Below are 22890 nucleotides of genomic sequence, written 5' to 3' on the forward strand. Positions count from 1 at the left end.
TGAATCCTACTTCGCCGGGGTGCTGGTGACGGGAGGCGGGCGGCGCAGGAAGGACCGCACGCTTTCGAGCTGCAGGCGGTCCGACTCCACGCACAGGCGGATGGACTCCAGCGCCCGGGCGTAGGCGCGCGGCGCGCCCTCCAGCTTGTCGACGCGGGGGCCGAGGAAGGCCTCCAGCTCCGCGCGGTGCTTGTCGTCACAGAGCGAGCCCGTCATCGCGATGAGCCAGCCCAGTTCGTCCGAGCGGACGCGGGTGGCGAGCGTGTCGAAGTGTTCGCGGTAGAAGCTCCACGCCACCTCGCGCGTCTCCGGCTCGGAGAAGGCCCCGGCGAACAGCGGGCGCGCGTCGCGCACGTCGAACTCCGTCATGGCCAGGGTCAGGTTCTCTTTCACCAGGGCCGGGTCCCGGAAGCTGGCGAGCACGTTGATCATCTGGCTGCGCTCGTTGCGGTCCTCCGCCTTGCGCGCGCGGGCGAGCAGCGTGTCGTGGAGGGCGCGGTCGGCGTTGCGCGCGGCCACCGACAGCACCAGCGGCACGGCCTCCGGGTCCACGCTGTCGCGCTTGGCGAGCCACTGGGTCGCCAGGCCCTGGGCCTCGCGCACCAGCGCGGGGTGGTGTCCCGTCATCGTCGCCAGGGCGAGGTGCAGCGAGCGCGTCTGCTTCAGTTCGTCGCTGTCGTTCTTCTTGGGCAGCCAGCCCAGCGCCTTGGCGCGAGCGCCGTAGAGCTGCCCCACCCAGGTGCGGAAGCGCGCGCGCTCGGCCGGGGTGAGGTGGTCCTCGTTCACCAGGTAGAGCAGGCGGGCGCCGCCCATGACGAGGGAGCGGCTCGCATCGGACGCGGTCGCCGGCACCATCTTCAGCGCCTCGCCGAGCGGCAGGTCACCCCGGCGCACCGACGCCTCCACGTCCGCGAGGAGCGCCAGCCGCTCCGGCACCGACAGCGTCTTCTGCGTCGCCGCGAGCACCTGGGTGAGCTGCTGGGACGAGTAGCCCGCGCGGTAGTAGCCCATGCCGCCCGCGTTGAGCAGGACCCACTGGGGACACTTCTCGAGCGGCAGGTCCAGCTCTCCCGTGCTCTCGGAGAGCAGCTGGCAGACGCGCACGTCCTCCGCCCCGACACCCGCGCGCACGCACACGGGGACGGACCAGGTCTGGTCCTTGGAGGCGTTGGAGCCCGCGGGCAGGTAGCGCTCCTGGGACAGCTTCAGCTTCGGCCGCTTGCCGGCGTCGCACTGCACCTGGGCGGAGACGCGGGGGGCGCCCGGCTGGTCGATGAAGCTGCGGAAGGAGCGGGCGACGTCGGGGCCGGCGGTCTCCGAGAGCGTGGTGGCGAAGTCGTCGGACGTCGCGGTGCCCCACTCGTGCTTGCGCACGTGGGTGCGCAGCATGTCGCGCATCTTGTCCGGTCCCAGCCAGGACTCGAACATGCCGATGATGGCCGAGCCCTTGGCGTAGGTGGTGGAGTTGTCGAAGGAGCCGATGACCTCGTCATGCGTCGTCGCGGGCTTGCGCACCGGCAGCGCGGCGGCGAGCTCGTCCGCGCTCATGGCTCCGGACAGCGCGTGGGTGCTGGCGTCCTGGCCGAAGCCCCAGCTCGGGTCGAACCCGTCCATCTGCTTGCGGTCCAGCCACGACGTCAGCGACTCGTTCAGCCAGATGTCGTCCCACCAGCGGCAGGTGACGATGTTGCCGAACCAGTAGTGGCCCAGCTCATGGCCCGCGATGTTGACGTACCACTTGCGGCGCTGGAGCGTTTCCTCGCCGGGGCGGATGAGCGTCAGGGGCTGGCCCAGGGCGACGAGGCCCGGGTGCTCCATGGTGCCCCAGTAGCGAGGCACCACCGCGACGTCGAGCTTCTCGTACGGGTAGGCCTGGTCGAAGAAGTCCTCGAGCACGGTGACGATGCGCGGGGTGACGCTGGCCGCGTACGCCGTCTCAGGGCCGCGACCCTTGGGGACGATGAAGCGCAGCGGCACCTTGTTGCGGCCAGTGGTGCCCGCGTCCACCACGTCGAAGGGCCCCACAACGAAGGCCACGAGGTAGCTGGGCATGGGCTTGCTGTCGCGGAAGGTGATGCGCTGGAGCCCGTCGGGCAGCGTCTCCTTCGCCTCGATGGCGTGGTTGGCGAGCGCCACGTCACCGGCCTTCACGGTGAAGCGCAGCCGCCAGGGCACCTTGAAGGTCGGCTCGTCGAAGCAGGGGAAGGCGCGGCGCGCGTCCACCGGCTCGAAGAAGGTGTAGAGGTAGTTGTTGCCGCCTTCCTCCTGCGAGTAGATGCCCCGGCTGCGCTCGGCATCCACCTTGCCGGAGAAGGTGATGACGATGCGCGCGCGTCCGGGCGCGAGCGTCTCCGGCAGCAGCAGACCGAGTCGTCCGTCGCTCGCGGTGACGGCCCGGGCCTCCAGCGTGCGCGCGTCCTTCTCCACGCGGGCCGCGCTCACGTCCAAATCCTGTCCGTGCAGCCAGACCTGGCGCACCGGCTCGCGCACGTCCACGTCGATGGTGACGGTGCCCGAGTACGTCGGCTCCGAGGACAGCAGCTTCAGGTCCAGCGTGTAGTGGGTGGGCTGGATGGTGTCCGGGAGCCGCAGCGCGGGGGGCTGGGCTTCGGGCCACTCGGGCGTCGCCGCCGCCGTGGCCTCGGGCTTGGACGGGACGGTGGTCTCGGTGGCGTGGGTACAGTGAAGCGAGACCAACGCGGGGACGAGGAGGAGGAGGTGCCTGCGCATGCCGCGAGGCTACCGCGCCCCTCGCGTTTGGCTACCGAGAAGGGCACGGCGATGCGTGTCTATGAATTCCGCGTGGGTTCCGGCAGAGCCGGATTCCTTCAGAAGCGGCAGAGGAACGCGTCGTAGCCGCCGGCGCTGGGGTTGCCCGCCAGGCCGCCGAAGGTGAATCCGGTGACGTACGTATTTCCCGAGGCATCCACGGCCACGCCCCGTCCGATGTCCGAGCGGTTCGTGCCGAGCGTGCGGGTGCCAATCTTGCTGCCGAGGGCGTCGAAGCGGGAGAGGAACACGTCCTGGGAGCCCGCGTAGGCGTTGCCGTCCAGTGAAGCGGTCGTGTAGCCCGTCACCTGCACGGTGCCATTGGGGGCGACGGCGACGCCGAACGCGTAGTCGGTCTGCGTCCCGCCGAGCAGGCGGCTCCACTCGCGATTGCCGGAGGCGTCATAGCGCGCGAGCAGCACGTCGATGAGGCCATTGTTGGTGTTGCCGTCGAGCGTGCCGAACGTCTCACCCGCGATGTAGACACCGCCGTCCGCGCTCACGGCGACGCCCTTGGCGTCGTCGAGGTCGGAGCTGTCGACCTGGCGGACCCACTGCTGGGTGCCGAGGATGTCGAGCTTCATGAGGAAGATGTCGGTGCCCACGGGCGTGGTCACGCCGTCGAGGCTGCCGAACGTGTTGCCCACCACGTAGACTTCATAGGTGGACGTCACGGCGATGCCGCGCGCCATGTCGCTGCTGGGCGAGCCGAGCTGCTGGAGCCAGTACGGGTTGCCGCCGTCGTCGTAGAGCGCAACGATGATGTCGTAGTTGTTGGGGTTGCCGCCGTTGGCGAAGCTGCCGCCGGTGTAGCCGGAGATGAAGACCTTGTCGTTGTCGGCGACGGCGATGCCGGTGGCGAAGTCATCCATCTGCGTGCCGTTCTGCCGCAGCCACTGCTGGTTGCCCTGCGCGTCGTACTGGGTGACGAAGTAATCGAGCCCGCCCGCGTTCACGTAGAAGCCGAAGCCGCCGAAGGTGTGGCCGGTGACATAGACGTTGCCGGCCGCGTCGGTGGCCACGGCCGTGGCGCGGTCATCCTGCGCGGTGCCCAGCTGGTGCACCCACTGCAGCGTGCCGGCGGTGTCGTACTTCGCGAGGAAGACGTCCAGGCCACCGGCCTTCGGCTCCGGGCCGAGCTGGCTGGAGGTGTGGCCCACGACGTAGACGCTGTTGCCGGAGACGGCGACAGCCTGGGCCTGCTCATCGATGTTGGCGCCGAGCTGGCGGACCCAACTCGGAGGAGGGACCTGGGCCTCGGCGGAGGAGGGGGCGCCCAGCGCGCAGACGGCACCAGCCACGGCGAACGTGCTCAACAGGGGGTGTTTCATCTCGGACTCCATTCTCAGTGGGGGAACTGAGCCGTGGAGCGGATGGGAAATCTGTCACCACGGCAAGTATGCAAGACCACGGGACGCGTGCGCGTGGAAGATGGGTAATGAAAGACAGCCCGAAGCTGTGTTTGACCCGGGCGTGAGTTGTTGTTGACCCCGTTGCAGATGACGCGGTGTGACAGCTTCAGCACGTGGTGGTCTGGTGACGTGCGGGTGTCTCAACGTGACACGTGGGTTTCGGGCGGCTCGCTCAGGTGAGGGTGAAGGCGCGCGCGAGCGTCAGCACTTCGACGCGGGTGGCGCCAGCCGCGTGCAGGGCGATGGCCGCGGCGCGGGCCGTGGCGCCAGTGGTGAAGACATCGTCGAGCAGCAGCACGTCATGTCCCGTGACGTCGGACGACGCGGTGAAGGCCTCCGCGACGTTGTCGGCGCGCTCCGCTTCGGTGAGACCCACCTGTCGCTGTGTCTCTCGCGTGCGTATGAGCCAACCCACCGGGGCTTGTCGGCCCACGCACTTCGCCAGCGAGCCCGCGAGCAACTGGGCCTGGTCGTACTTGCGCGAGTGATACCGGCGCGTGTGCAGGGGGAGGGCCACCACGCGGTCCGGAGCCCGGGAGAGGAAGCTCCTCGCCTCGTCCGCAAGCAACTCCGCGAGGGGCTCGGCGAGTTCCGGATGGTCCTCGTACTTGAAGCGATAGACTACCGAGGAGAATTCGGATGTTTCGTGTCAGGTAACAACGAGATAACGGGACTGGAGGAAGCATGGCTTCAGGTGGTGCGAAGTGGCGTTCCAAGTGGGCAGGGGGGAGGGTTCGTGAGTCCCGAGGGCGACCGGTATGGGTGATCGAGCGGCGCGTGAACGGGGTCGTCCGAGCAATCACCTTGGACGTTTCCATCGAGCGCGAGGCCCTGGCGGAGCTGGCGCTCTTTGAGCGTGACCCCGCTGGGTACAAGACAAAGAAGCAGTCTGCTGCCGAGGCTTCAGCGAAGACTGCGAAGAAGGGAGTGGCGCTGGATGTTCCGAACTTCGAGGCGTTCATTCGCCACGTAAAGAACGAGGGGCTTACCGACAACTACCGTCGGTACGTACTCACGCCCTATCTGACCGCATGGGGGGTAGCTCTTGCCGAAAGGCAGCTACGAGATGTGACCCTCACCGAGCTGTACGAAATCTTGGACCGGTGGTCGACCGCGCGGACCGCACGAATCATCGCACTTAAGGCGTTCACAAAATGGCTACGTGAACGGGACATGCTCCGGCTTGCCGAGGACCCCACGGCAGAATTGAAGGTCCCGCCGTCTAAAGCAGAGAAGAGTGTACGTCCAAAGGGGTATGTCTTAGCGGCTGTCGAGCAGGCGTACGCAGAGGCGAATAGTCAGCGGCTCCGCGACACGTTGCGCATCCGCGCCACGACAGGGATGCACGCCACCGAAATCGACAGGGTTGCGCGTGGCGATGGCATTCTGACGGAGGTCAACGACCCGTGCGGTATCAAGGGAACGGTCACGTTCCGCCAGCTCAAGGCGGATATGACGCACACCATTAGCCTTGATTCCGAGACCTTCGCGGCCTTTCAGCGATGCCAGATAGTGGGGAGGGGGTTGGGAGACTCTGGTGTCGTTCAGATGCTCCGGCGGATTGCAGACCGCCTCAGGTCGAAATGCACGAACGAGGAGGAGCGACGGTCAATTGTGCCGCTCCACCCGAGCCAGCTTCGGCACAGTTTCTCAACTTGGGCCCGAACGAATGGAGAGCTGGTGCGGCCGACAGGCAGGGGCTTGCCCATCGAAGAGGTTGCGGCAGTGATGGGACACACGAACATCAAGACGACGAAGAAGTTCTACTTGACTGAGCGCGTCCCCCCGATGATTCGCCTGCCTCTTCGGCTCGTTCATCCGGCCGATCCTTCGGCTGAGAGTGCTGCCGCGCGAAAGGCAGCCTCCAACGACTGAGGATCCCGACCCTTTTGCTGGTGCTTGCGATGCCGGCGAGACTCAGGCTTCTCACCCGTATCAAGGCACGCGAGCACCGAATCGAGGAGCACCGTTGTCTTCCTTCCGAGCTTCGGTGCTCGCTTCAGTCGACCTTCGGCAAGTAGCTCGAACACGCGCGTCCTTTTGCAATGCAGCAGCTCGGTGGCACGTTCGACCGTCACGGCGGGACCATCGAGCCCGGGGCCAGTGTGGTTTGCGAGCATAGCTACCTCGGGAAGACGCGGCGGGGCGCGAGGCGACCGAGGGCGTGGAGCCCGATGCCGATGGCGTCCCAGACGTTGTGATGGAGGCTGGTGGCTGAGGGCAGCTCGACGCGCAGGTGTTCGACGGGGGAGAGGCGCTGTTTGATGCGCTCGATGAACGCGTCCGCGTCGACGGTGCCCTTCCAGTCGCGAGGGTAGACGCTGCGACGGCTGGCGACGTTCGGAAGGTAGCCACCGAGCATGCCGACGACGCCGGCCAGCTGGATGAGATCGTTCTGGTCCCCCTTCTGGTGCGCGGCGGAGTAGACGCGGGGCATCTCGATGACGAGCTGATGTGGTTCGTTGCCGAGGCGAGGCCAAAGCCACTCGCGGACCGCGAAGGCCATGGAAGCCCACGAGGCCAGCGACAGCTCTCCAACCTGAGGCTCGGGATTCTTCGGCAAGCCGGCGGCCAGGAGGGGGGCGTGGTCGTGAAATGGAATGCCGAACACAGCGACGCCGCAATGACGGAGGCCAGGGTCGATGGAGACGAACTTCGCGGCGCGATGCTCGGGGGAGTTCTCGGAAGGGTGTGTTGTGCTCACTCCATCTTGAATGGGGACACTTTCCGCGACTGGTTCAGGCAGCCTTCTCCGCGACCGGTTCCCACACCAGCAGTCGCCCCCGCTCGTCCCTCACCGTGGCCGCGTCCTTTGAGAGCACGCGCGAGAGGGCGGGCTCGGCTTCGATGGCCCCTGCGAGGTCCGGCGTCACCTCGCGCATCGCCTGCCGCATGAGTTCCGCCATGCGCTCGGCGGCATCGTGGAGCCGGTTGGGGCAGTCCCCGCGCAGCTCCGCCACCAACTCGTCGTGCACCATGAGGATGAGGCGCGAGCCCCAGAGGGGAGAGCGACGGTCCGCGTACATCTCCCGGGACACGCGCCACGTCGCCAGCTTGGCGCCCACGGCACCGAGGCCCTGGAAGGGCGTGTTGAGCCACTGCGTGTAGCTGCACCCTCCCCGGAGGATGTCGGCGCCCGGAATCATGACGTCCACGAGCTGGCCATTGCGCGTGTACGCGCTGGCGCGGGCGAAGAGGGCGCGCTGCTCGGGCCACGCGTCGAGCCACCTGTCGCCGTAGCGGCGCGACACCTCGACGCACGCGGCGCAAACCATCTTCACCTTGCCTTGGACGCGCACGGGGACGCGCTCTACGCCGCACGTGTCCGCCACCTTCGCCAACAAACAGAACCGGACGCCGTCCTTGGCGCGTGCGTGGTACGCCATGCCGCCGGCTCCGAGGCCCCCGCCCTTGCCGAAGTTGAAAATCTTGGCGAGGGAGCGGAAGGACGTGGCCGTTGCCTCCTTGGCCTTCACGCGCGGCAGGAGGGCGTCGTAGCTCTCCCCCAGGAAGGTGGCCGCCGCCGAGGTGTGGACGTCCTCCTTGGCCAGCAGCGCATCCGCCATCCGCGAGTAGCCCACGTCCCAGATGGCACGCTGGGCCATCGTGCGCAGCTCCAGGCCGCCATAGTCCACGGAGCAGAAGACGAAGCCAGGGCGGGCCTCGTGGCACTCGCGTACGCCCCCGCGCTGGGGAAGCTGCTGGTAGTCGCTGGAGACGCGCGTCGTGGACACCAGCACGTTGAAGCGTGGGTTGAGGGGAGTGGCGGTGCCGGCCTCCAGCTTGCCCAGGTAGGTGGAGCGGTACTTGTCCACCTTGCCGGCCTTGCCCAGCTCCTCCAGCACCGTGTCGCCCGAGTCCAGAAGCGTGTCGCGGTCCGTGGCGACCTGTCCCTCGGGGAAGCGGGAGGACGGCGGGGTGACGGGAGGCGAGCCGTTGTAGGCGGCGGTGACGAGCTGGGCGAGGCGCTTGGAGTCCTTGGTGCCGTTAGGGCGGAAGATGCCGGCGGCCTGGAAGTGCGCGCGGTTGGCCTTCCACTCTTGCTCGACGCGGCGGCGCAGCTGCTCGACGCGTCCGGCATGGGTGCGCAGTCCCCAGATGGAGGCGAAGTGGAGAGCGATAGCGGCGCGGACCTGGTCCCCTTCGGCGTGGAGGTTGCCGCCGTTGGCGATGGTGGACGCGGCGCGCGCTTGGGACAGGTGGACGTCCAGCGTGAAGCGCGCGTCGCGTAGCGGGTACTTCACGGCGCCTTCGGGCCACTCTTCCAGCGGCACCCCATCCAACTCGCCGTAGCGCAGGCGCCACGCGTCCGGGGCGTGCTTGTCGGCGCTGATGTCGAGGCCGAGGTGTCGCCTCACCAGAAGGGCCAGCGGGTAGCGAGCGCCCTCGTCATCTCCGAGTGGGCGTCCCGTCTCCGGGTCCACACCATGGAGTCCCCGGGCAATGTCCAAGAGGGCTTCGCGGATGGCCACGTCATGGAAGCGGCCTGCCTCGGCGGCGGCGAAGACGGCGTCCACAAGTCGCGGGTCATCCGCGCACATGACGCCCAGGTCGTACGGGAGATTGGCGCCCGTCAATTCGACGTCCGGCGCGCGGAGGGCCTCGCGGAACCACGCGCGGGCCTGGGCGGCGGAAAGGAGCTGCTCGCTACCAGCTGCCTCCAGGGCGATGGAAGCGCAGACGAGCGGCGGCGCGAGAAGGCCGGGTTGAATCGGGTACGTCTCGGTATCGAAGCTGAAGAGGACGGGCACAACACCGAAAGGCCCGTGACGTGGGCCAGCCGTGGCGCCCTGGGGAGAGCGCCAAGAAGTCCAGAGGTGAAGGGGACGTCAGCCCAGGGCGTCCGCGAGCGGCGGGAGCTTCGCGGCGGCGCGCTTGGCCTCGATGGCGGCCAGCTCCGCGTCCGTGGGACTCACGTTGCTCCAGCGGTAGCCCTCGATGACCTTGCCGGGCCTGCCGTCCTTCTCGGGGAGCGTCTTGGGGAAGACGTCGCAGTCCACCAGGAGGAAGGCTCCGGCCTGCTTCGCCTCGGTGAACTTGGCGATGAAGTCCTGGGAGACTTCGTGCTCCTCGGCACCGGCCAGTGCCATGAGGAACGCCTTGAAGCGCCCACCGCCGTTCTTCTTCGAGTCGGAGACGTTCTCCACGTAGCTGGCGACGAGGCCGGGCCGCGTGGGCTCGGTGTTGGGCTGGGTCCGCTCCGACGTCACCACCTTCACTTCAGCGATGGCGGACAGGCCCTTGAATCCGTCCTTGGTGCGGATGGCCTGCACCTCCAGGCGGTAGCGGCCTGCCTTGAGATACTGCGCGCCGAGGGCGGCCTGAGAGGTGGCGATTCGTGCAAGTGCGGCGTTGCTCATGTCCCGTGTTCCCGTTCGATTGGAGGGACGTCGAGAGGACGTCCTCTCCTTCCTTTATGGGGACACTTTCCGGGAGCGGCCCAGCCATGGAGAAGCACGCGTCCGGGCGACAGTCGCGGCAAGACGGCCCCTCAATTATCGCGATTCCATTCTGTCGAGACTTTGCTGCTATCCCTGCGCGCTGGAGGCATTTTTGTGGAAGTTGCGCGCCACTTATAGCGGGTACAACGCGCTTGGTAGGCTGAGCGCCAGTCCAAACCGGAATAGAGGGCACCGTGATTAGAGCGATTGAAGACGACATCCGGAGGCTGGCCCCCAAGGAGTGGGGTGCATACAGCAGAGCCACAGCACTCGTAGAGGCATTGCTCGTTATTGCCGGAACATTTGCTGTCGTTGTTCATGTAGACGAGTGGTGGGCCAAAGCCATCGGCTGCTTGCTGGTGACTGTCGTCCCGCTCGTAGCGCTTGGGTGGCGTATCAGGCGAGCCAAAAGGCTCTGGCGTCAGCGAACAGGACTTGAGATTAGAACTCTTGACGACATCCAAAGATGCATTGCAGAGGAGAAGGCGCGGTTTGTTCTTGAGCACTCAAGTGTCAAAAGGAATCCAAGAATCATTGAGGCCGAGATTTCAGCCATCAAGGCACACAAGGAAGTAGGAAAATTGGACCCATTCTTTCCGAAGGGTTCGCTAGGGCTTCTGGCCTTCTTTGGAGCGAGTTTCCATGTGAACACATTGAGCACACTCTTTAGTCAGGGGAAGATCGAAGTCGCGGTGGCCATGACCGGCAGCATGGTCATAGTTGTTATCGTTGGCATTGTAACATACACACATGTTCGAGACTTCTTGCTTCAACGTGAGATTCGTCTTGATGGAATTCTGCGCGCCCTGATCGATGCAAAAGCCTCACTTGAAGGTACAGGAGACCTTGCCTCTTGGTGGAAAGGTAGTGAGGTCCCACAGCTGGCAACTAGCGCAAATACGGACGGAATTCCGCCTCTTCCTCAATAGGCACATGGGACATCGCAACGCGCTCGTGACCGAGAGATAGCAGCAGCTTTTGCGGTTGCCCATCTGTCTGTTGGATGAACCGCGCTCGCTCGCGAGCCGTGGTGAACGCATCTGCGAAGTCCTGTGTGTGCAGGCACACGTCCACCTCGACGCAGGGCGCCTGCTGACCGGGGCGATGCGTGCGCGCGAGCAGTTGCTCCCACGTGGCGCCGTCCGAGGGCGGCGTCACCACGAGGTTTCGGGAGAACTGCTGGAGGTTCTTCCCCGTGGCGTGAGCTTTGATGCTGGCAACCACGGAGCGCGTTCCCGTCTCTCGGAGGATGGCCTCGGACGCCGCCCTGCCCCCGCCGTAGAACGGCACACCCGCCGCCTTCGCGATGCGCTCCCCCAGCTCCGGGTATTCGACCCAGACGATTCCCACCCGCGAGCGCGCCCACTCTGCTGCGTCCTTCACGAGAACGTCCGACACCCAAACGGCCTGGGGCTCGGGCTGCACGGCGGCATGAATCTCTGCCCACTCTGGCCACGTCCCCGCGTGCCAGACGGGCTTGTCGCCCTGATAGGGCGGCGTCATGTGCGCGCGGATGGCGGCCTTGGTGAGCAGCCCTGGCGAGTCCATGTGCTCGCGCCGTTCGCCCTTGAGTTCCTCCCAGACTTCCTTGTTCCACGCCTTGCGCCGCGCGAACCACTTCTCAATCAGCTCCGGCGGCTCGCCCCTCGGGTAGCGCCAGCGATGAAAGAAGCCGGCGGACAACTGGCGAGCGCACGCAACGGATTGGAGCTGCTCCTGGAATTGCTCTCCGTCCGGACGTTCGCCCGCGTGCGCCAGCTCGATGAGGGCGAGGAGCTGCGCCGGAACGGGCCTGATGTGGCGCTCTCGGATGATGAGCGGCTTATCCAGTGCGCTCTCTTCCGTGGCCACCACTCCGCGCGTCGCGTTGCGGCGGCGCTGGAAGCCCTCGCGCACGTGCTCTCCCGGTTCGCAGAGCTGCTCCAGCGAGCCAGGAGGGGCCACCACCTTGCCCGGGTCCAGGGCTGTTCCCCACTCCTCGACGACGTGGTGAGCGAGCGGCAAGGGCGAGCCCTCACCGAGCGCCAGGCGCGACAGGTGCGCGTAGTCCTTGATGCTCTTGGATGCGAAGGTGCCGGAGAGCGCCACGAGGCGCGTCCGTGGGTTCTCCTCGAAGTAGCGGAGGAATCGGCCCGTGCGCGTTGACTTCGGGTCCTTGAGGTTGTGCGCCTCGTTGAGAATGACGAGGTCCGGGCGGATGCGCTCCAGGAGGTTCGTTGCTTCCTGGCTGGAGAGCTTGTTGTACGAGACGACGTGGAGCACCGGCAGGCCGACGCGGAACCATCTGCCGCCCGCGAGGTTGGGAAGCCGCCAGTGCGCGCCGTAGTAGCTCCACTCGACTTGGAACTGGGGCAGGAGGTTGGCGGGGATGAAGAGGACGGCCACGCGGCAGCTCGGCATCACCATGGGCATGAGGAAGGTTGTCAGCTCCTTGCCATGGCCCGTGCCGATGGGCGCGAGGAGTCCGCCGACGCGCGAGGACTCCAGGAGCGCTTGGGCTTGCACCCGACGCAACCGCGTAGGGCACGGGCGCAGCGGGGACATGCTCGCGCAGCTACACGGGCCGGGTGGCGCGCGTAGCTGGGCCTCCAGGGCCTCGATGTCCGCCGAGGTGTACGCGGTGGCAAGCTCCCGCCGAGGCAAGGCGAGGATGCGGCCGAGGTCCGCCGAGTAGCCCACGGGAGAGCGTCCGTAGACCGGAGCACGCTCCACGGGCGGCGGGGGGCTCGCGGGCGTGTGTGTGACGCCCAGTCGTTCAAGAAGCCGCATCCCCACTCCCTTCAGCGAGCACCGCGCACGAAGTCACCAGGGCCGCACAAGGGCTCCAGGGCCTCGACGGCGAGTTGCAGCAACTCCGAGTGGGCGAGGCCGAGGGCCGCGTAAGCTCCCGGCACGGGCGGCGCGTTGCGGATGGCCATGGAGAGCGCTCCCTTCCACCTGCCGAATCCCAGCGTGCTCTCGGCTCCCGCGAAGCGCAGGTCCGCCACGCCGCCGGCCTCACTCACCTGGGCGGCAACCTTCGCCACGTACTCGGACAGTGATTCCGCGGGCATGTTGGGAACGCAGTCCACGAAGAGGCGCAGGCGCTCTCCCTGGGGGCTGGGTGTTGCCGGCGGGCTGGTGGCGGGCTCCTGGTCCTCGACGCGCGGCGCGGCGACCGGAGCGTTCAGGGCCTTCGGCTTGCGTCCACGTCGCTTCGGCGCGACTTCCGTGGCGATGGTGGGCGATGCGGCGGGAGCGTCCGGGGGCAGCACGGCGGCCACCTCGGCACCAGGGCAGGACACATGCAGCACCTCACCCGAGCGGAGCTTGCTGGTGTTCTCCGAAGTCAGGGAGGCGCCGCACCTGTCGCACGTCCCCAGAGCCTCGGGGGCAGTGGCCTGGGGCGGTGCCGAGAGCGGCAACTGCGCGGCGGTGTCGGGGGACTGGAGCTTGGGAACGAAGCGGTTCAACAGGGACATGGTGCGTTCTCCTGAAAGGCACTGCGCTTTGAAGGGGCACCCGCCGTACTTCTCGCAGGCGCCGAAGTTGGGCGGCGCGTCGGCGGTGCGCGTGGCTCGGGCCACCTCGCGCATGCGACGCACCATGGGGACGACCTTTTGTGTCCACTCACGCGAGACGTGCTCGACGCTCACCGAGGCAAGCACGCTCGCTGCACGTCGCGCGCCGCGCGTCTGGAAGTAGAGGTGCTCCAGCTCCAGCACGCGGACGCCTGGGAATCGCGCGTCCGAGAGGGCCGCCCAGACGCCGTAGCCCACCATCTGCAAGCCGGCCTCGGTGTTCGCGTCCACCAGCTGCGCGGGCGTTGCTGCGTAGCGCCCCACGTTGGACGAGAACTTGTGGTCCGTGACGCGCAGCACACCTTCCGCGAGTCGGCGCGGGTTGATGAGGTCAATGTGTCCGATGAACGGGACGCCATCCGCCGACAAGGGAGAAGGCGTGCCGAAGGACTCTTCAACCAGGAGGTCCGCGCCCGGAGCTGGAAGCAGATGGCGCCCTGCTCGCGCGACGTCGCCCAGTACGTCCTCGCCCGTGCGTAGGTAGTGCTCCAGTTGCGCGTGCCCTTCAACGCCCAGGGCTTGCGCCTTCGTCTCTGGCTCGGGAAGGCGCAGCACCTTGACGAAGTACCAGCGGCGCGGACACAGGCTGAATTGCTTCAGCTGCGAGACAGAGAGGAAGTTGAGGACGCCCCCGTCCACGGCGCGACGACGGGGGCCCTCGGCGGGCTGCATGACGGAAGTGTCCACACTCTCTTCAATGGGGACGCTTTCCGCGCGTGGTCCGCTGCTCGCCTCTATGCCTTGAGTAGTTCCTCACCCAATGCGTGGAGGGCGGTCGCAAGCCCCTGTCGTTCAAGCGCCCCCTGGACGAGCAGGCGAATGCAGCATCCATGGGGGCTTTCAGTCATCTCTACGGTGGGCTCAAGTCCTCCCTCGAAGTGCAATTCAATCAACGTCGTGGTTCGGTCGCCATCGGCAGGGCTAAGCACCGCGCGCGCTCTCACGTGTTCAGACAGGTGGCTGTGGGTACGGATGACGGTTGTGCACTCGGGCTGTTTCATGGCTTCACCACCTTGGACGTTGAGACGAGATGAACAGGCGAGGAACGTGCAATAGAGGGGCCTGTCTGCTGGGGCGCGGTGCGGATGTTCTCCGGCGGCAGGTAGACCCACGTCTGGACGCCAGCAATCCGCCGCTGGGTGCGCTGGAAGCCCAGGCGTCGCAAGGCGCGGCCAATGTCGAGGCGGACGCCGCGCGGAATCTGCCCAGGCGTCGTGAGGAGTAGCGCGTCGCGGGCCACCAGCTCGGTAGTCACCTCGTTGCGCCTCTCGGGAGGCAAGCTCAACACCCACTGGAGAATCGTTTCGTCGGGGCCTCCGTCCGATTCGCTTCGCTCCTGGGCATGCAGCTCCGCGCGCTGCGCTTGCTTCTCTTCAAGCCACCACTCCTCGCCATTGCGGAAGCGCGCCACGGCTTCCGCCCAGAGCTGGCCCCTGTCGCGCTTCAGGCCCGCGATGTCGATGTGGGTGCACTTGACGGGCCACCACCGTCGATAGCCGCTCGAATCCGCGCGCAGGTACTCGGACGAGTTCGTGGTTCCGACGAAGACGCAACGGCGCGGCGTCTTCACTGTGACGCGGCCATAGGGAGGGCGGAAGGTGTCCTCGTTGCGAGAGATGAAGGCTTTGAGGTCTTCCGCCTCGGACGCGCGCAGCGTCGTCACCTCGGCCAGCTCGATGAGGAAGTTCCGGCCCGCGAGGGAGGTGCTGTCCTTGTCGCGGATGTTGATGGGGGCATCGCAGAACCACTCCCCCGCGAGGACGCGGAAGGCCGTGGATTTCCGAATGCCTTGGGGCCCTTCGAGGATGAGCACCGTGTCCACCTTGCAGCCCGGCTCCAACGCGCGGGCCACGGCGCTGATGAGCCACTTGCCGCTGATGGCGCGCAGGTGCTCGGCATCGCCTTCGGCGCCGAAGTAGCGCTCCAACATGGCGTCTGCGCGAGGGACTCCGTCCCAGACGAGGCCCTCCAGGTACTCGCGCAGCGGGTCATACGCGTTGGTAGAGGCCACTTGTCTCAGAACGTCGCGGACATGCGCGGCGCGAGGGTCCATGCCGAGGCGGCCGTACTCGCTTTGCTGAATCCAACAGGCGATGCGGCCGTCCAGCTCGTCAACGGGCGTGTCGTCCGGCAGTGGGCCGCCCGCGTACTCCATGTGTTTCGTCACTTCGTTGAAGCGGATGGTGTCTCGCCACTCGGGAGAGCGCGTCAGCACGGTGAAGAGGTTGGCCTCGTTGTTCTTGAGGCGCCTGCCGTCCTTCGTCTCGTATGAGAGCAGCGCGCGCGTCCAGTCTTCTTCGGTAGCAGTAGAGGCGTCCTCCTCGGTGGATACGGGCGTCTCGGCTTTCGGCCTGCCTTGGAGTGAGGTCCACAAAGCCTGGTTGTCCGCGACGCGCTTGGCATCCCCCTGGACGCGGCGCTCGCGGTGACGGCGCAGCTTGAGGACGGCCTGCTCGCAAAGGTGCGCGGTGCCCTCGCCCCAGGCCGTTGCCGCGAAACAGGGACGCAGCACCTCCAGGATTGCCTCCTCGGGCGTGGCCGGTGGCAGCACGTGAGCCACGCAGGACATGAGGGTGTTGAGCGTGTTGTCCTGCATGCCCACCTCGGCAAGAGGCTCCCCCGACAGCACGCGGCGAATGAGCGCGCTGTGCTCGGGCTTGCGGACGCGGCGAAGCTTGGCGCGCAGTGCGTAGAGGTCCGCCGGGCCCGACTCCACCGAGGGCCTGGGGCTGGGGGGAGTGGCAGGGACGGCAGGTGTTGGGCGCACAGAGGCCAGCAACGCGTCGACATCGAGCGCGCGGCCCTCGCTGACGTTGGTGATGGCCTCGTGTTCGCCCGAGTGGTTGGGCAGGAAGTAGATACGCGACAGGTTCCGCGTGTTGGGGTCCGCCGGTATCTCCAGCAGTCGTTCCGCTTCTTCCCGCACGCGCGGCCACTCGGCGGGCAGCACTGGACGTGTCAGTGGGACGACGATGCGCAGGCTGGTGTGGCCGGGCCGGTGCCCATGGGTGGTGTGGACAACCGCCGCGTAGCCTTCGAGCTTCTCCGAGGCCCTGACAGTCTGCTCCGTGGACACTCCGTCCAAGTCGAAGACAGCCACCGTGACAGAACGGACTTCGGCATCATTGCGGCGCGGTCCAATGTCGACGGGTGCCCAAGCCCGTTGGGACAGCTTCGTGGGGCACCTGTGGCCGACACATGGGGCGCAGGCCGTCACTGCATGCGTGGTGAGCAGCTGTATCAACTCGCCCCATGTCACCTCTTGGGACTGGGGTCTGTTGTCCTGGACGCCGTCGAAGAAGGCGACTTGGACGAGGGTGTCTCCGCCGACAGGGGCGGCACTTCGGGCGGGGGTCTGGTCGGAATGCGGGCTCACGCACTTACTTATGGGGACACTTTCCGCGACTGGCCCAGCCAGGGCTCATTTTTCGCGTCTCGGCACGTCCCCCGTTGAAGGGTGTCCCCGTCACTGGCTCCGCTCCATCTGTCCTCTAGAACTACTCCAGTGTGTCTTTGTCATGTCCTCTGATACCTCAACTTTTCTACCCTCTTTATAGAGAAGAGTCAGTGACAGTGACTCCTTGTTGGTGACCTCTGCCGCTGAGGAATCGGCACGCGGCCTGAGCCACTCGCGGAAAGTGTCCCCATAAAAGAAAGGGACATGGGCTTTGTCCTCCCCAGCATGGTTGAGACTTCGTGTCAGACGCGGGCACTACGTTGCGTCCGTCGAGTCCCCCTCGTCATGGGGTGCGGCATGCCGCGCGTGCGGGCGTTTCATTCGCTCGCCCTGGTGTTGCTCGCAGCGCGAGCCACTGTTCTCCGCGTGAAATGGCAGGCGCTTTGCTTAGCGATGCCTTTCCCTTCGGGTTCTTTGTTCCGTGAGTGTTTCACAACGAGGCGAGTCGCAGGGGGCAGTCATGCTGTGCGGTAGCGAGCCAGTGAAGCGAGAGGTTTCCCGAGACGGTGAGAAGTCGGAGCGCAGGAGAGCGCCAGAGTCCCGGGAGTGGATTGATACGACGGTCCTCGCGATTCGCGCGTGCCGAGTAGAGGGCGACGCCAAGTCCGAGCGAGAGCTTTCCAACCGGCTGGTGGACATGCTGATGCCCCTGCTGCGAAAGCTCGCGGGGGAGTTCGATAAGTCACGCGGCTCCCTGTCGCGGGAAGACCTCTTCCAAGTCGCGGCGATGGAAGCCATCAAGGCCGTGGAGACGTATCAGCGCGCGAAGCGCGGAGAGCAGAGCTTCAGGACGTGGGTGAAGTGGCGAGCGCGGCGCGCCATCATGGACCAAATCCGGGTGCACCGAGCGGACGTGTGCCTGCCGGACCGGGCCCAGCGCGGCAAGGGTAAGTGGCAGCGGGCCGTGGACCTCATCAGCCGAGACGCGCCAGAGCAGGAACTCTCCAGGTCCGCGACGCGCAAGCATGACGAACGACTCGCCCAAGAGGTGGACAGGCTGGAGGACTTCCTCATCGCGCATGAGCGGTGCGTCCTTGTGCAGCGCGCCCTCTCGGAGCTGGAGCCCCAGCTGGCGGAGGTGCTCTCACGCACCTACGGCATCGGCATGCCGCGCGAGGGGACACGTGCCCTGGCTGCGCGGTGGTGCATGTCCCGTCGACGTGTCGAAGAACTGCTGGCCGTGGCTCATGACGAGCTGCGCGAGCATCTGAGAGAGAGGCTCCGCTAGTGACAGTGCTCGTCGCCAGGAAGGGCGGGCCGTGCGCGGCATGTGGCGCGCCCATCCTGGAGGGCGAGCGCATCTCCTACGAGCTGGCGATAGGCCCGCGTCACCTCGCGTGTGCGGACCGGACGCCGGAGCTGCGTCGCAACAGGTACGCGGCCCGGTGCTCCGTCTGTGGCTTCCTGGTGCGCAAGGGACGGGGAAGGCTCGACGTCTCCGAAACGTGCGAGGACGGGGCCTTCTCGCGCGTCTGGCGCGTGTTCTGCTCGGACGTCGCGGCCTGCAACCAGCGGCTTGCCCCGAGTCCGCGGTGAGATCTTGTCCCACATCCAAAACCTGTGGCTGGACTTAGCGAGCCCCCCGGGTCCGGATTTTGGACGGCGGGCCCGTTCCTGTCTTGCTCGGCGGACCCCCACGCTTGAAAAACTTCAAGAAAACGCCAGGGCACTCTCGGGTTTTGTTCGGCCCGCTGAATGAAAGTTTGAAGAGAACTCCGGACCAGTCGCGGAAAGCGTCCCCATTGAAGGGGATGAATGGCTCGTCCAACAAAGCTCACCCCCGAGTTGCAAGCCGACATCTGCGCCCATCTGGAGCGCGGCCTGTTCCGCCGCGCCGTTGCCGGCCTCGTGGGCGTCGAGGAGCACACCCTCTCTCGCTGGTATCACCGAGGCGCTGGGGAACAGCGCGGCCTGTATCGGGACTTCTTCCTCTCGGTGAATGAGGCGGAAGCGAAGTTCATGGCGGGGGCAACGGACATGCTCCAGGCCGCCGCGTCGCACAACCCCAAGCACGTCCAGTGGTTGCTGTCACGTCGCTTCCCGGACCTCTACGGGCGGCGCGACAACGTCGAGGTGCAGGCGCCCGAGGACAAGGCAGCCGACGAGAAGGCCCTCCGCGAGCTGCTGATGGAGCGCCTGGGCCGCTTCCTCCCGGACGAGCCCGAGCCCGAGGCGAGCGCCTCCAGCGCCACCGACACGGACGAAGGGGACGGCCATGTCTCGTGACACTCGGTGCTCGCGCTTCTCGGTGATGGTGGACCAGCTCGCCCCCGACGAGTCCCCGGCCGCGTTCCTGGTGAAGCAGGCTCGCACCCGTCAGGGCCTCGCGCGTCTCTTCGGTCGGCTCACCCATCCCGAGGTGGAGACGCTCGTTCATGACCTGGACTTCTGGGCGCGCCGCGAACAGATGCCGCCGGCCTTGTTCGCCACGTGCTTCATCATGGCGGGCCGGGGCTTCGGCAAAACGTGGAGCGGCGCTCGCTGGGTGATTCAGAAGGCCCGCGAGGCCAAGACGATTGGAGCGCTCATCGGCCCCACGGCGGCGGACGTGCGCGACACCATGATTCGCGGCTCCAGCGGTATCCTCGCCCTGTCGCCCCCGTGGTTCATGCCGGTGTACGAGCCCAGCAAGCGGCGCGTCACGTGGCCCAATGGCGTCTACGCCATCTGCTACTCGGCGGATAAGCCGGACCGGTTGCGCGGGCCCAACTGCGGCTGGGCCTGGGGCGATGAGCCCGCCTCGTGGAAGCATGAGATGGCGGCGCTGGACCAGCTCCCCATGGTGCTGCGCATCGGCACCGCCGCGAACCCGCCCCAGTTGCTCCTGACGGGGACTCCACGCCCGCTGAAGAAGCTGGAGGAGCTTCTCTTCTCCGACGCAGAGACGAAGGCGCTTCGGCCTGGCGTGGTGCTGCGGACGGGCTCCTCGTTGGCCAACCGCGCCAACCTGGCGCCCAGTGCCGTGGCAACCATGAAGGCCCTCATGAACACGCGCTGGGGCCAACAGGAAGTCCTCGGCAAGCTGCTGATGGATGTGCCGGGAGCCATCTTCGGCTCGGCACGGTGGGGCCGCGTGGAGGCGGACGCTCACGAATACGCGCGCAGCTTGGAGCGTCGCATCGTCTCCGTGGACCCCGCGCCCACCAGTGAGACGGGCTCGGACGAGACGGGCATCATCGTCCAGGGAGTGAGAAACAGTCCCGTGGTGGGGACGGACGGCGCGTCACTCAAACGCGTTTCGGTGCTCAAGGACGCAAGCCTCCGAGGTTCGCCGCGCGAGTGGGCCGCCGCCGCGATTCGCGAGTATCTCGCCTTCGGGTGTGACGCCCTGGTGGCCGAGGTGAACTCGGGCGGGGAGATGGTCGAAACGACGATTCAGACGGTGGCTTCCGAGATGGGCGTCCACGTCAACGTGAAGCCCGTGCGCGCCCGCGAGGCCAAGTCCAAGCGCGCCGAGCCGGTGAGCGCGTTGGCCGAGACGGGGCGCATCGAGCTGGTGGGCACCTTCCCGAAGCTCGAGGGCCAGCTCTCCAAGTTCAGCGGCATCAACGGCCGCCGCGATGACCGGGTGGATGCCCTGCTTTGGGGCGTCCACGAGCTGGTGTTCGCGGATTCCTTCTTCTGTCTGTGAGGTTGGCGATGAGCTTCTGGGGACGGATGAAGGCGGCGGTGAGTCGTGAGCCGCGCAAGGGAACGGGGCTGGAACTGGCGCGCTGGCAGCAGGCGCCGCCGCGTCGGGGCACCGCGCAACTCCTCGCCGCGTATCGGGAAATGCCGTGGCTCCGCGCGTGTGTGGACGTGGTGGCCGACTCGGTGGCGGGCGTGCAGTGGCGTGTCTACCGGCGCGTGCAGAAGGACGGGCAGCCCGTGAAGGACTATGCGCTGCGAAGTGCGACGCGAGAAGTCCGGGCTGGGCGACTGAAGGCGATGCTGGAGGCAGGCGAGGCCCAGGAGGTTCCGGACCACCCCGTCCTCAAGCTGCTCTCAGACCCGAACGACCATCTCACCGGCCGTAGCGTGACGAAGCTCGTTCAGGTGTACCTGGATTTGGTAGGCGAGGCGTTCCTGGTGCTGGAGCGCGTGGGCGGTGTGCCGGTGGGCTTCTGGCCGGTTCCTCCGAGCACCGTCACGCGGCTGCCCGCTCTGGACCTGCCGCGCGAGCAACGCACGTACACAGTGACGGTGGGCAAGGTGTCGCGGGAGATTCCGGCCAGCGACGTGTTGCACCTGCGCAGCTTGGACCCCGAGGACCCGCTGGGGCGCGGCATCGGTCCGGCGTACGCGCTGGGGGACGAGCTGGATACCGATGAGTACGTGGCCCGGTTCCTTAAGACGTCCTTCTGGAACAACATGCTGCCGCCGGCCATCGCCTCTATTGAGGGACTGTCCGATGCGAACAGCGCAGGCGCGAAGGCGTTCAAGGAGTCGCTGGCCCGCGAGCACCAGGGGCCGGACAAGGCGGGAAAGCTCCTCATCACCAGCGGGAAGGTGACGTTTGCTCGCCTCGACACCAGCTTCAAGGACATGCAGTTGGTGGAGCTGCGCCGCTTCCTGATGGACTTCGTCCGGATGACCTTCCGCGTGCCGCCCGAAATCGTCGGGGACATCTCCAGCTCCAACAAGGCCACGGCCTTCGCTGCGAGGGAAAACCTTGCCGAGCAGGCGACGCTTCCTCGCATGGAATTCCTGCGCACCGAGTACCAGATGCGACTGATGCCTCTCCTGGGCGACGAAGGGGCCATCCTCGACTACGACAGCCCCGTGCCGGCGGACCGAGAACACCAGCTCCGCGTCATGGGCACCATGCCGGAGGCTTTCAGCTATGATGAGTGGCGAGAGTTGGCGGGGCTCCGGCCGGACCCGAATCGAACGGGCTACCCATTGCCAATGCCGGGCCAGACGTCTGGAGATGCTCGTGTCGTCACTGGTCCTGGAGAGGACTAGTGCTCGCAGGAGTCAATCTGGTGTGCTTGAATAGGAAGGCCGTCTATTCGGCTTGTTTGATCGGAGCGTCACTCGATGTTGATTGATATTTACTCGAAGAGGAGCATCGAAGAGAGAAGCCTCGAACATGTCATTCCCAACTTTCTAGGTGGCAGATTGACGTCCGATTGCATCGTTGACGGTGCAGTGAATCGGCATTTCAGTGCAATGGAGGCAGTGCTGGCTGAGGAGCTTCGCTTCTTCACGGCATCACTGGATGCTCGCTCGCATAGACGGCCAGGTGACCACCCACCCTCGCTTGAGGTGCAGAGTGTGGATGGAGAGAAGCTGGTAATTGAATCGGGGCGCGGCATTCGGTTGGTCCCCGGGCCTCTCAATGTCGAGATTGTTGGGCGAAAGGTGACAATAACTGGAGCTCCACCAGATGAGCAGGTGGTTCGTAAGGCACTGGAGCGAAAGCTTGCGAAGGCAGGCATCAGTTTCGATATTGAGAAGGCCATGGAGACGATCCGGCCTCAGATTGTTCCTCGACTGCGGCCGGCTCCAGCGATTCGTTCGAGCTTCAACATTTGGCATGATGTGCCCTATAGGGTTGCCGCGAAAATCGCCTTCAATCTGCTTGGGGCGAATGAGCCTCAACTTGTTCTGGGTGATGAATTTGATTCAATAAGGCAATTCATTCTGAATGGAGCCCAGCCGACTGTTCATCCCGTGGAAGTGTGTTCGTTGGATTTAAGAGGGAGTGAGACCAATCCCATTGGCGAGTTGGATCATTTGGCAATGGTCTGCGGCGACGCAAGTACGAGGGAAGTAATCGGTGTCGTGACATACTTCGGGGTTCTTTCGTTCCTTATTAAGCTTGCAGATTGCAGTCTGAATGGCGACTTCTGCTACAGCTATCGTGTCGACCAGTTCGGTCGCCGTGATCGTGTGAACGGGGAGAGTGAAGCCCGCCTTCGAGTTCCTCGCTTTGGAGAGTGCTCTCGACTCAGTTTTGAAGAGGGGTGCGACTTGGCTATTGCGCAGGTAAAGAGCCTGTTCGTCGACGTGCATCGGCTTCAATTGGACGGTTGGTTCGGTTCGGTTACCGAGCGTCATTGGGCGAAAGCACTATCCGGCGCCCCTGGGAAAGAGCTGTCTGACGAAGATTTGCAGCGCATCATTGCACTCTACGTTGAGGAAATTACGACGGGACTGATGCCGCGTATTGAAGCGGCGTCTCGACGAAGAAGAGAAGAGGCAGAAGTGGAGTTCTTCGAGATGCTCAAAAAGAGAGATGAGACATAGCTTGCTGCGTGGACGGAGCG

The 22890-nt window shown here is 66.0% G+C and carries 17 protein-coding genes; 8 read left to right on the top strand and 9 right to left on the bottom strand.

Annotation, left to right across the window (positions count from 1 at the left end; all coding sequences use genetic code 11):
* Positions 1–6: 6 nt before the first annotated feature.
* From FJV41_RS09900 to FJV41_RS09910, 3 genes are all read right to left on the bottom strand, one after another.
* Complete coding sequence (locus FJV41_RS09900; protein WP_141642193.1) at positions 7–2730, bottom strand: M1 family metallopeptidase; 2724 nt, start codon at positions 2728–2730, stop codon at positions 7–9.
* Positions 2731–2828: 98 nt separating this feature from the next.
* Positions 2829–4100: an SBBP repeat-containing protein gene (locus FJV41_RS09905; RefSeq protein WP_141642194.1), complete on the bottom strand. Its 1272-nt coding sequence runs from the start codon at positions 4098–4100 to the stop codon at positions 2829–2831.
* Between the two features lie 253 nt (positions 4101–4353).
* Positions 4354–4749: a ComF family protein gene (locus FJV41_RS09910; RefSeq protein WP_181790531.1), complete on the bottom strand. Its 396-nt coding sequence runs from the start codon at positions 4747–4749 to the stop codon at positions 4354–4356.
* A gap of 209 nt (positions 4750–4958) precedes the next feature.
* On the opposite strand from FJV41_RS09910, the gene FJV41_RS09915 reads away from it, so the two are divergent.
* The gene (locus FJV41_RS09915) at positions 4959–6056 is read left to right on the top strand and encodes a site-specific integrase (protein ID WP_246137119.1); all 1098 of its coding nucleotides are present in this window, start codon (positions 4959–4961) and stop codon (positions 6054–6056) included.
* A 247-nt stretch (positions 6057–6303) separates the two neighbouring features.
* Here FJV41_RS09915 and FJV41_RS09920 read toward each other — a convergent pair whose 3' ends face one another.
* From FJV41_RS09920 to FJV41_RS09930, 3 genes are all read right to left on the bottom strand, one after another.
* Complete coding sequence (locus tag FJV41_RS09920) at positions 6304–6687, bottom strand: hypothetical protein (protein WP_246137120.1); 384 nt, start codon at positions 6685–6687, stop codon at positions 6304–6306.
* Between the two features lie 232 nt (positions 6688–6919).
* Positions 6920–8932, bottom strand: coding sequence for a DNA polymerase (locus tag FJV41_RS09925; protein WP_141642197.1), 2013 nt, complete (start codon positions 8930–8932; stop codon positions 6920–6922).
* A gap of 78 nt (positions 8933–9010) precedes the next feature.
* A complete protein-coding gene (locus FJV41_RS09930) occupies positions 9011–9541 on the bottom strand; it encodes a hypothetical protein (RefSeq protein ID WP_141642198.1) in 531 nt (176 codons plus the stop codon).
* Positions 9542–9816: 275 nt separating this feature from the next.
* On the opposite strand from FJV41_RS09930, the gene FJV41_RS09935 reads away from it, so the two are divergent.
* A complete protein-coding gene (locus FJV41_RS09935; protein ID WP_141642199.1) occupies positions 9817–10551 on the top strand; it encodes a hypothetical protein in 735 nt (244 codons plus the stop codon).
* Here FJV41_RS09935 and FJV41_RS09940 read toward each other — a convergent pair.
* The 3 genes from FJV41_RS09940 to FJV41_RS09950 form a co-directional block, all read right to left on the bottom strand.
* On the bottom strand, positions 10511–12391 hold the full coding sequence (locus FJV41_RS09940; RefSeq protein WP_246137121.1) for a DEAD/DEAH box helicase family protein: 1881 nt from the start codon (positions 12389–12391) through the stop codon (positions 10511–10513). The two genes, FJV41_RS09935 and FJV41_RS09940, sit on opposite strands and share 41 nt — an antisense overlap.
* Positions 12392–12402: 11 nt before the next feature.
* Complete coding sequence (locus FJV41_RS09945; RefSeq protein WP_246137122.1) at positions 12403–13869, bottom strand: PD-(D/E)XK nuclease family protein; 1467 nt, start codon at positions 13867–13869, stop codon at positions 12403–12405.
* 310 nt (positions 13870–14179) lie between these two features.
* Entirely contained in the window at positions 14180–16441 is a 2262-nt protein-coding gene (locus FJV41_RS09950; RefSeq protein ID WP_497812657.1) for a virulence-associated E family protein, read from the bottom strand.
* Positions 16442–17099: 658 nt separating this feature from the next.
* On the opposite strand from FJV41_RS09950, the gene FJV41_RS09955 reads away from it, so the two are divergent.
* The 6 genes from FJV41_RS09955 to FJV41_RS09980 all read left to right on the top strand — a co-directional run bounded on the left by FJV41_RS09955 (position 17100) and on the right by FJV41_RS09980 (position 22870).
* The gene (locus FJV41_RS09955; protein WP_141642201.1) at positions 17100–17867 is read left to right on the top strand and encodes a sigma-70 family RNA polymerase sigma factor; all 768 of its coding nucleotides are present in this window, start codon (positions 17100–17102) and stop codon (positions 17865–17867) included.
* Entirely contained in the window at positions 17867–18175 is a 309-nt protein-coding gene (locus FJV41_RS09960; RefSeq protein ID WP_141642202.1) for a hypothetical protein, read from the top strand. Before FJV41_RS09955 ends, FJV41_RS09960 begins: the two co-directional genes overlap by 1 nt.
* Before the next feature lie 219 nt (positions 18176–18394).
* Positions 18395–18865 (top strand): hypothetical protein, encoded by a 471-nt coding sequence (locus tag FJV41_RS09965; protein WP_246137124.1) that lies wholly within the window; start codon positions 18395–18397, stop codon positions 18863–18865.
* Positions 18855–20270, top strand: a complete 1416-nt coding sequence (locus FJV41_RS09970; RefSeq protein WP_141642203.1) for a terminase large subunit domain-containing protein — start codon at positions 18855–18857, stop codon at positions 20268–20270. Before FJV41_RS09965 ends, FJV41_RS09970 begins: the two co-directional genes overlap by 11 nt.
* 8 nt (positions 20271–20278) lie before the next feature.
* A complete protein-coding gene (locus FJV41_RS09975; protein WP_141642204.1) occupies positions 20279–21583 on the top strand; it encodes a phage portal protein in 1305 nt (434 codons plus the stop codon).
* Between the two features lie 75 nt (positions 21584–21658).
* On the top strand, positions 21659–22870 hold the full coding sequence (locus FJV41_RS09980; RefSeq protein ID WP_141642205.1) for an HNH endonuclease: 1212 nt from the start codon (positions 21659–21661) through the stop codon (positions 22868–22870).
* Positions 22871–22890: the final 20 nt, after the last annotated feature.

This window comes from Myxococcus llanfairpwllgwyngyllgogerychwyrndrobwllllantysiliogogogochensis (assembly GCF_006636215.1).
GTDB classification, from domain to species: Bacteria; Myxococcota; Myxococcia; order Myxococcales; family Myxococcaceae; genus Myxococcus; species Myxococcus llanfairpwllgwyngyllgogerychwyrndrobwllllantysiliogogogochensis.

Bases quoted from the DNA above. Each gene is read 5' to 3' on its own strand.
- FJV41_RS09900 (WP_141642193.1), bottom strand. From the start codon at position 2,730: ATGCGCAGGCACCTCCTCCTCCTCGTCCCCGCGTTGGTCTCGCTTCAC.
- FJV41_RS09965 (WP_246137124.1), top strand. From the start codon at position 18,395: ATGGCTCGTCCAACAAAGCTCACCCCCGAGTTGCAAGCCGACATCTGC.
- FJV41_RS09975 (WP_141642204.1), top strand. From the start codon at position 20,279: ATGAGCTTCTGGGGACGGATGAAGGCGGCGGTGAGTCGTGAGCCGCGC.
- FJV41_RS09980 (WP_141642205.1), top strand. From the start codon at position 21,659: ATGTTGATTGATATTTACTCGAAGAGGAGCATCGAAGAGAGAAGCCTC.
- FJV41_RS09930 (WP_141642198.1), bottom strand. From the start codon at position 9,541: ATGAGCAACGCCGCACTTGCACGAATCGCCACCTCTCAGGCCGCCCTC.
- FJV41_RS09940 (WP_246137121.1), bottom strand. From the start codon at position 12,391: ATGCGGCTTCTTGAACGACTGGGCGTCACACACACGCCCGCGAGCCCC.
- FJV41_RS09970 (WP_141642203.1), top strand. From the start codon at position 18,855: ATGTCTCGTGACACTCGGTGCTCGCGCTTCTCGGTGATGGTGGACCAG.
- FJV41_RS09955 (WP_141642201.1), top strand. From the start codon at position 17,100: ATGCTGTGCGGTAGCGAGCCAGTGAAGCGAGAGGTTTCCCGAGACGGT.
- FJV41_RS09905 (WP_141642194.1), bottom strand. From the start codon at position 4,100: ATGAAACACCCCCTGTTGAGCACGTTCGCCGTGGCTGGTGCCGTCTGC.
- FJV41_RS09920 (WP_246137120.1), bottom strand. From the start codon at position 6,687: ATGGCCTTCGCGGTCCGCGAGTGGCTTTGGCCTCGCCTCGGCAACGAA.